This window comes from Komagataeibacter kakiaceti JCM 25156 (assembly GCF_000613305.1).
In genome coordinates this window covers 1-703 of record NZ_BAIO01000824.1, presented here as the reverse complement: position 1 = coordinate 703, position 703 = coordinate 1, and the positions used below count along the sequence as shown (strand labels likewise).

The window sequence follows — 703 nt, the reverse complement described above, 5'->3', positions numbered from 1 at the left end:
CAATGCCTCATGGCGCTACCTGCCGCCACCGCTGCGCGAGATGGTGACGCGCAACCTGCCGAAAGTGGCGGGGTCATGGGACTTCCGCTGCGCCGCGCATGAATACCTGATGCTGGTGGACGGGCGCTGCCATTTCCTGCTGTTCAACCGCACCCTGCCATGGGATCATCTGGCCGGATGGCTGATCCATGCGGAAGCAGGGGGGTATGCCGCCCGTTTTGACGGCACGCCCTACCGCGTGACGGATCACGGCGGCGGGCTGCTTTACGCGCCGGACCGGGCAAGCTGGCAGGCGCTGCACGACCTGCTGTTCGCCACGGGCTGAGGCACGGGGGCGTTCTGGCCGGATTCAGGTCACGGGGGTCGCGCGCTCGCGGCGTTTGACGGCCTGCCAGCCATCTTCCATGGTTTTCACGTCCACATCCGCCAGCGCCAGGCCGCGCGCGGCCAGATCGCGCTCCATCGCGGTGAAACGGCGGGTGAATTTGGCATTGGCCTGACGCAGGCAGGCTTCGGGGTCCATGTCCAGCTTGCGCGCCAGCGTGGCCAGCGTGAACAGCACATCGCCCAGTTCGTCGAATATCTTTTCGCGGTCGCCGCTTTCCAGTTCGACCTTCAGTTCGTCGATTTCCTCATCCACCTTGGCCGCCACTTCCGCCGCCGTGTCCCAGTCAAAGCCGGTCCGGGCCGCGCGGGCGGACAG

2 protein-coding genes are annotated in these 703 nt (G+C 66.6%); one reads left to right on the top strand and one right to left on the bottom strand.

What is annotated here, in order from left to right; translation table 11 throughout:
- Positions 1-325, top strand: a 325-nt coding sequence (locus JCM25156_RS19260) for an inositol monophosphatase family protein (protein ID WP_025814440.1), incomplete at its 5' end; no start/stop codon positions are given.
- Positions 326-349: 24 nt separating this feature from the next.
- On the opposite strand, the gene JCM25156_RS19255 is transcribed toward JCM25156_RS19260, so the two are convergent.
- Positions 350-703 (bottom strand): MazG nucleotide pyrophosphohydrolase domain-containing protein (locus tag JCM25156_RS19255; protein ID WP_025814438.1); only part of this gene is annotated, 354 nt, incomplete at its 5' end.